7 protein-coding genes are annotated in these 7,563 nt (G+C 62.0%); all 7 read left to right on the top strand.

Annotated features, from left to right (window positions below):
* The first annotated feature begins 206 nt into the window (after nt 1–206).
* Complete coding sequence (locus AC1DWI_RS08780; RefSeq protein WP_477670937.1) at nt 207–1,169, top strand: Bug family tripartite tricarboxylate transporter substrate binding protein; 963 nt, start codon at nt 207–209, stop codon at nt 1,167–1,169.
* Nucleotides 1,170–1,200: 31 nt separating this feature from the next.
* Nucleotides 1,201–2,244: a 4-hydroxythreonine-4-phosphate dehydrogenase PdxA gene (locus AC1DWI_RS08785; protein WP_477670938.1), complete on the top strand. Its 1,044-nt coding sequence runs from the start codon at nt 1,201–1,203 to the stop codon at nt 2,242–2,244.
* 73 nt (nt 2,245–2,317) lie between these two features.
* The gene (locus tag AC1DWI_RS08790) at nt 2,318–3,490 is read left to right on the top strand and encodes an L-rhamnonate dehydratase (RefSeq protein WP_477670939.1); all 1,173 of its coding nucleotides are present in this window, start codon (nt 2,318–2,320) and stop codon (nt 3,488–3,490) included.
* A gap of 5 nt (nt 3,491–3,495) precedes the next feature.
* Nucleotides 3,496–4,413 (top strand): dihydrodipicolinate synthase family protein, encoded by a 918-nt coding sequence (locus AC1DWI_RS08795; RefSeq protein ID WP_477670940.1) that lies wholly within the window; start codon nt 3,496–3,498, stop codon nt 4,411–4,413.
* A gap of 79 nt (nt 4,414–4,492) precedes the next feature.
* Nucleotides 4,493–5,437, top strand: coding sequence for a YncE family protein (locus AC1DWI_RS08800; RefSeq protein WP_477724687.1), 945 nt, complete (start codon nt 4,493–4,495; stop codon nt 5,435–5,437).
* Between the two features lie 30 nt (nt 5,438–5,467).
* Nucleotides 5,468–6,478, top strand: a complete 1,011-nt coding sequence (locus AC1DWI_RS08805; RefSeq protein ID WP_477670942.1) for an amidohydrolase family protein — start codon at nt 5,468–5,470, stop codon at nt 6,476–6,478.
* 19 nt (nt 6,479–6,497) lie between these two features.
* Nucleotides 6,498–7,563, top strand: a 1,066-nt coding sequence (locus AC1DWI_RS08810; protein ID WP_477724688.1) for an aldehyde dehydrogenase family protein, incomplete at its 3' end; no start/stop codon positions are given.

Below are 7,563 nucleotides of genomic sequence, written 5' to 3' on the forward strand. Positions count from 1 at the left end.
CGTGTTCGCCTACAGCCAGGATAAGGGCCACCTGCCGCATGCGCAGGCGGTTGAGAAGCTGGGGATTCAGTGAGGCGTTGAGCATGTTGGGTGGCCAATTCAATTGATAACTATAGATTATCAAATAATCAGGAATTTTCAATTTACGTTAACTGTTGTCTTGCCTACTATCACCGCATTGATTCATAACGATGACGGAGACAACCATGAAATATTTGCCTGCCTTGCTGGCAGCAGCCTGCACAGTGGCCGCCCACGCCCCGCTATTTGCACAAGACTGGCCGACCAAGCCCGTGCGCATTCTGGTGGGCTCCGCCCCGGGCGGCGGCACCGACGCGATGGCCCGCGCAGTAGCGGACCGGCTCGGCCCCCTACTCAAGCAGCCTGTGGTGGTGGAAAACCGCCCCGGCGCCTCCAACACGCTGGCAGCCGACCTGACGGCCAAGGCCACCGACGGCCACACCCTGCTAATGGGCGTCTCGACCGCGCATGCGATTGCCCCGCACCTGCTGAAACTCGGCTACGACAACAACAAGGACCTGGTGCCCGTGGTGTTTGTCGGCGCGGTGCCCAATGTGCTGGTGGTCAACAATGCCCTGCCAGTCGATTCGGTGCAGTCGCTCATCAAGCTGGCCAAATCAAAACCCGGCCAGCTCAACTACGCCACCAGCGGCTCGGGCAGCACGCAACACATCGCGGCGGAGCTCTTCAAGGACCAGGCCGGCGTTTTCATCACGCACATCCCCTACCGCGGCAGCGGCCCGGCGCTGATCGACCTCGTCGGCGGCCAGGTGCAGCTGAGCTTTGACACCATGCCCTCGGTGATCGGCCAGATCAAGAACGGCCGCATCAAACCTTTGGCGGTGGCCAGCGCCAAACGCAACCCGCAGCTTCCCAACGTGCCCACAATGGCCGAAGCCGGCGTGAAGGATGTCGAGATGAGTGCCTGGTACGGCATCTACATGCCGGCAGCCACGCCCAAGGCGGTGCAGGAACGTGTCTACGCCGAGGTCACCAAGGTCCTGGCGATGCCGGAAACACAAGCCCGGCTGGGCGCGATCGGCGCGGACCTGACACCGATGACGCAGGCGCAGTTCGCGCAGTTCCACAATGACGAGAACAAGCGCTATGGTGACCTGATCGCCAAGAAAAACATCAAACTGGACTGATCCGGATGATGCAGAACAAGGAAAAGACGCCATGAGCAAACAGCAGACAACAGAACCGGTGCCTGTCGTCGCCCTGACACTGGGTGACGCGGCCGGCATAGGCCCCGAGCTGATTGCCCGGCTGCTGAGCCAGCCCGGCATCACGGCAGGCGCCAACATCGTGCTGGTGGGTGATGCCTGGCTCTGGCAGCAAGGCCAGGACATTGCCCAACAGAAGGTCGCAACGCAAGCCGTGGCCAGCCTGGCCGAGGTGCGCGGCCGCGCCGACACACGCCTGCCCGCCTTCCTGGCCACAGACACGATTCAGCCAGCGCAAGTACAGCGCAGCCAGGCGCAGGCCGCCTGCGGCGCGGCGGTGCTGCAGGTGCTCAACCTCTGCATGGACGGCGCCAAACGCGGCGAGGTCGATGCCATCTGCTTCGCCCCCCTGAACAAGCAGGCCATGAAGCTGGGCGGCCTGAAGCATGAAGACGAGCTGCACCACTTTGCCGAATACCTGGGCGTGACCGGCTACTTCTGCGAGTTCAACACGCTGGGTGACTTGTGGACGGCACGTGTGTCCTCGCACATTCCGCTGAAAGACGCCGCAGCCATGCTCAGCAAGGAACGCATCATGGACGCCACCCGGTTGATCTACGCATCACTCAAGGCCAGCGGCAACAACAGCCCCAAAGTAGCGGTGGCAGCCTTCAACCCGCATGGCGGCGACGGCGGTGTTTGCGGACGCGAAGAGATCGACATCATCGAGCCGGCCGTGGCAGCGCTGCGCGCCAGCGGCGTTCCGGTAGACGGCCCCTTTCCGGCCGACACCATCTTCCTGAAAGCGCAGGCCGGCCAGTACCAGGCCATCGTCACCATGTACCACGACCAGGGCCAGATCGCCATCAAGCTCATGGGCTTCAGCAAGGGCGTCACTGTGCAAGGCGGCCTGCCGGTGCCCATCACCACGCCGGCGCATGGCACCGCGTATGACATCGCCGGCCAGGGCGTGGCCGATGTCAACGCCACGCTCAACGCTTTCCGCATCGCCTGCCGCATGGGAGGACGCCTGGCGGCGCCTCCCCAAAGGGAGTAATACGGCTCACCCCACCCCAACCCTCCCCTTCCAGGGGAGGGCTCGAAAGATTCATCTCACACAGGACCTTTAAATGAAGATCAAATCAGTGCGCGCACGTGTGTTCGAGTGGAAAGGCAAGACCGTTCCACCCCAAGGCAATTTCTGCTCCAACGCCATGGACCTGGTCTACTCAAAGACAGAATCCATGAGCACCTTCCGCTTCCATTCGTGGACGGTGGTCGAGATCGAAACCGACGACGGCATCGTCGGCCTGGGCAACGTGGCGCTGGCGCCGCACATCGCCAAAGCCATCATCGACCAGTACCTCACACCGCTGGTGCTGGGCCAGGACCCGTGGGACTACGAATACCTGTGGCAGCGCATGTACCGCAGCACCCACGCCTGGGGCCGCAAGGGCGTGACCATGGCCGCCATCTCGGCGGTGGATCTGGCGATCTGGGACATCTTGGGCAAGTCGGTCAACAAGCCGGTGTTCAAGCTGCTGGGCGGCCGCACCAAGGAAAAAATCCCCTGCTACTACTCCAAACTCTACCGCACCGACCTCAAGGCGATGCAGGACGAAGCGCAGAAATACCTGGACCAGGGTTTCACCATGTTCAAGTCGCGCTTTGGCTACGGCCCGGCGCACGGCACCAAGGGCGTTTCTGAAAACCTGAAAGCCGTGGAAGCGATCCGCGAAGTCATCGGCTACGACAACGACCTGATGATGGAGTGCTACATGGGCTGGAACCTGGAGTACGCCAAACGCATGCTGCCCAAGCTGGAAAAATTTCAACCGCGCTGGGTGGAAGAACCTGTCATTGCCGACGACATCGACGGCTATGCCGAACTCAACCAGCTCACCAGCATCCCGATCTCGGGCGGCGAGCATGAGTTCAGCCTCTACGGCTTCAAACAGCTGCTGGATAGAAAAGCCGTGTCGGTCGTGCAGTACGACACCAACCGCGTAGGCGGCATCACGGCGGCGCACAAGATCAATGCGTTGTGCGAGGCCTATAGCGTGCCGGTAATTCCACACGCCGGGCAGATGCACAACTACCACCTGACCATGAGCACACTCGCCTCGCCCATGAGCGAGTACTTCCCGATGTTCGACGTGGAAGTCGGCAACGAGCTGTTCTATTACATCTTTGACGGCGAGCCTGTCGCGGAGAACGGCTTCCTGCAACTCGACGACAACAAGCCCGGCCTGGGCCTGGCGATGAAGACCGAGTTCCTCAAAGACTTCAACATCGTCGAATGATCGGAATGAAAGCAAGATACACGGGCGTGTTCCCGGTGGTTCCCACCACTTTCACTGATGCGGGCGAGCTTGATCTGGAAAGCCAGAAGCGCTGCGTCGATTTCATGATCGATGCGGGCTCGACGGGCCTGTGCATCCTGGCCAATTTCTCGGAACAGTTTGTGCTGTCCGATGATGAGCGGGAAGTCCTCACCGCCACCATCCTCAAGCACGTGGCGGGTCGCGTGCCGGTGATTGTGACGACCACGCATTTCGGCACCCGGGTGTGCGCCGAGCGCAGCCGCCGCGCGCAGGACTTGGGCGCGGCCATGGTCATGGTGATGCCGCCGTACCACGGCGCCACCATCCGCGTGACGGAAGAAAAGACTTATGAGTTCTTCGCCACGCTATCAGCCGCCATTGATATTCCCATCATGGTCCAGGACGCACCTGTCAGCGGCACGACGCTGTCGGCAACCTTCCTGGCTCGCATGGCCAAAGAGATCCGCAATGTGGCCTACTTCAAGATCGAAACGCCGGGTGCGGCCTCCAAGCTGCGCGAGTTGATCCGGCTGGGCGGCGACGCGATTGAAGGCCCGTGGGACGGCGAAGAAGCCATTACCCTGCTACCCGACCTGGAAGCCGGCGCCACCGGTGCGATGACGGGTGGCGGCTACCCGGACGGCATTCGCAAGATCATGGATGCATGGGTCGCCGACAAGCGGGATGAAGCCATTGCCGAGTACACCCGCTGGTTGCCGCTGATCAACTATGAAAACCGCCAGGGCGGTATCTTGACGGCCAAGGTCTTGATGAAGGAAGGCGGCGTGATCGCCTGCGAGGCGCCGCGCCATCCGTTTCCCGCCATGCATCCTGAGGTTCGCAAGGGGTTGATCGCCACCGCGCAGCGGCTGGACCCGCTGGTGCTACGCTGGGACAGGTAAACGGCTTTGGCCGGCCTCTTCACGCGTTCTCCCTCTTTCTCTCTGTTTCCTTTCAGGCTCCCCCATCTTCAGGACACCCATGCCCCTTCGGGAAACACTCTTGCTGGTGCAGAAATGCGCCCATACCTTCAGCTTTTACGACCTGGCCACCGGCCGGGCGGAAGAACACATCGTCTTGCCCAACTTTCCGCATGAGTTCACAGTAGATCCAGTGCGCCGGCTTGCTTACGTGGGCCACTATGGCATCGAAACCGCCAGTCATCTGGGAGACGCAGGCGGGCATTCGGTCTTTGTGATTGACCTGGACAAACGCGAGCATGTGGCCACGCTGAACCTCTGGCCGTATTACCGGCCGCACGGCCTGACAGTGGACGGCCAGGGACGCCTGTTCGTGATGTCTGAAGCCCACAACGTGTTGCTGCGCTTTTCAGACCCGGCAAAGGTGCATGTACCGGACCTGGCTGTGTCTTCGGGCGGCTACAAGACGCACCTGTTTGCGCTGACGGAAGATGCACAGACAGCTTATGCACTGAACCTGCTGTCGAACACCGTCACCAAAATCAAGCCGAACGATCCGACCTTCGCACCGGTCGCGATGATGCCGGGGCCCGTGCCCGAAGGCAATGTGCTGTCGGCTGACGAGTCGCTGCTGTACGTGGCCAACCGGGGCGRCGACACCATCGTCGCGGTCGACACGGCCAGCATGAAAGTCGTGGCGTCGGGCAAGACACGGCGCGACCCCAACCGGGTCTACCGCTTCCAGGGTGCGCATGGCCAGGACTTGCTGCTCACCACCAACTCGGGCGAGCATTCGCTGTCGATATTCGGCCTGGACCTGCAGGAGCAGCGCTGCTTTGCCTTGCCCAGCAACCCGCTGGCCTTGTCGTTTCACCCGGTGGACCGGGCGGTCTACATCTCATTTCAGGACGAGACGGTGCGCCGCCTCAATCTGGACAGCTTTGCGTTCGAGCAGGAAATCAGGACGCTGCGTGAGCCGGATTCGTCCTGCGTCTGGCGGCATTGATTCAGCAAGGTCTGTATCCACTCCCGGTTCATGAAGAGCACAGGCACATCGCCCACCTCACTGCCCGCACCTGTGAAGGCGTTTACAGGGCCCGTCGTCGACGCACATCACCACCTGTGGGACCTGTCGAAAGGCCACTACCCCTGGTTGCAGGAAGCGTACGATCCAGGTGCCTTCTTCCTCGGCGACTACCGGCCGATTTGCCGGGACTTCCTGGCAACCGACTACCGGGCGGCTGTAGGGCCCGGCGACGTGGTCGCAACCGTGCATGTGGAAGCCGAGCGCAGCCGCCTTGAGCAGGTTGCAGAAACTGCATGGCTGCATGAGGTCAACGCCAGGCACGGGTTTCCGAACGCCATCGTGGCGCACGCCTGGTTTGACCGGCCTGATAGCGGGGAATGCCTCCTTGCGCAGTCGCAGTTTCCGCTGGTGCGCGGCATCCGCAGCAAACCTGTCACATCGGCCGCAGCGGACCAAAGCGTCAAAGGGCAGGCAGGCACCATGCAACACGAAAACTGGCTGCGCGGCTTTTCGTTGCTGGAGAAATTCGGCCTGCGGTGGGACCTGCGCGTACCGGCCTGGCACTTGCCTGAAGCGGCCACCGTGGCAGCGATGTTTCCGAAGGTACCCATCGCCCTGAACCACCACGGCTTTGCCTGGGACCGCAGCGAAGAAGGYCTAACGCGCTGGCGCGGCTGGATGGAAACGCTGGCTCGGCAAGAAAACGTACACGTCAAGCTTTCCGAGTTCGGCCTGCGCGGCCAGCCTTGGGACTGGCACGAAAACGCGCGCATTGTGCGCGAGACGCTTGCCATTTTCGGCTGGCAGCGCTGCATGTTCGCCAGCAACTTCCCTGTATCTGGCCTGCGCATAAACTATCCGGACCTGGTTGGCAATGTGGCCGGCATGCTTGGCCACCTGCCGGCAAACCAGCAACATGCGATGATGTGCGATAACGCCTTGCGTTTCTATGCGATTGATGTGGCGCCGCCCGTGGTACCCCCGCAACCTGCGCGCCCTCTCGCCCCTGATCAACCCTGATTTCTTCTGGAGCCACCTCATGACCACCAAACACGACAACCTCATCGCCGGCCAATGGCTGGCCGGCACCAGCTACAGCCCCAACCTGAACCCCAGCAATCTTGCTGACGTGATCGGCGAGTACACGCARGCCGACGCCGCAGGGCTSGATGCYGCCGTGCAGGCYGCRCAGGCCGCCTTCCCGGCMTGGTCCACCTCGGGCATCCAGGCCCGYTCSGATGCGCTCGACAAGATCGGCACCGAAATCCTGGCACGCCGCGAAGAGCTGGGCACTCTGCTCTCACGCGAAGAAGGAAAAACCAAGCCAGAAGGCATTGGCGAAGCCACCCGCGCGGGTCATATCTTCAAATTTTTTGCCGGCGAATGCCTGCGCCTGGGTGGCGAAACCATGCCGTCGGTTCGCCCCGGCATCGGCGTGGAAATCACGCGTGAACCTGTGGGCGTGGTCGGTCTGATCACGCCGTGGAATTTCCCCATCGCCATCCCGGCCTGGAAGATTGCGCCGGCGCTGGCCTTCGGCAACTGCGTGGTGCTCAAGCCGGCAGACCTGGTTCCGGGCAGTGCCTGGGCCCTGGCCGAAATCATTTCGCGTTCGGGTATTCCGGCGGGCGTGTTCAACCTGGTGATGGGCCCCGGCCGCGTCATCGGCGATGCGCTGGTCAACCATCCGGGCGTCAATGCCATCAGCTTTACGGGCTCGGTCGGCGTGGGCAGCCGCATTGCAGAGGTTTGCGCAAAAAACCTCAAGAAGGTGCAGCTCGAAATGGGCGGCAAGAACCCGCAGGTCATCCTGGATGACGCCGACCTGACCCAGGCCGTGGAACTCAGCGCGCAGAGCGCTTTTTATTCCACCGGACAGCGCTGCACGGCATCAAGCCGCCTCATCGTGACCGAAGGCATCTACCCTGCTTTTGTCAAGGCGCTGCACGAACGCATGGCCCGCATCAAGGTGGGCGACGCCCTGACCGCCGGAACCGACATCGGCCCGGTTTCTTCACAAGCCCAGCTGGAGCAGGACTTAAGCTACATCGCCATCGGCCAGCAGGAGGGCGCAACGCTGTCGTTTGGCGGTGACCGCGTGCGCT

This window comes from Polaromonas sp. P3_C2 (genome assembly GCF_056402675.1).

Excerpts from the sequence above, each read along its gene's own strand:
- AC1DWI_RS08780 (WP_477670937.1), top strand. The coding sequence starts at position 207 with ATGAAATATTTGCCTGCCTTGCTGGCAGCAGCCTGCACAGTGGCCGCC.
- AC1DWI_RS08785 (WP_477670938.1), top strand. The coding sequence starts at position 1,201 with ATGAGCAAACAGCAGACAACAGAACCGGTGCCTGTCGTCGCCCTGACA.
- AC1DWI_RS08790 (WP_477670939.1), top strand. The coding sequence starts at position 2,318 with ATGAAGATCAAATCAGTGCGCGCACGTGTGTTCGAGTGGAAAGGCAAG.
- AC1DWI_RS08795 (WP_477670940.1), top strand. The coding sequence starts at position 3,496 with ATGAAAGCAAGATACACGGGCGTGTTCCCGGTGGTTCCCACCACTTTC.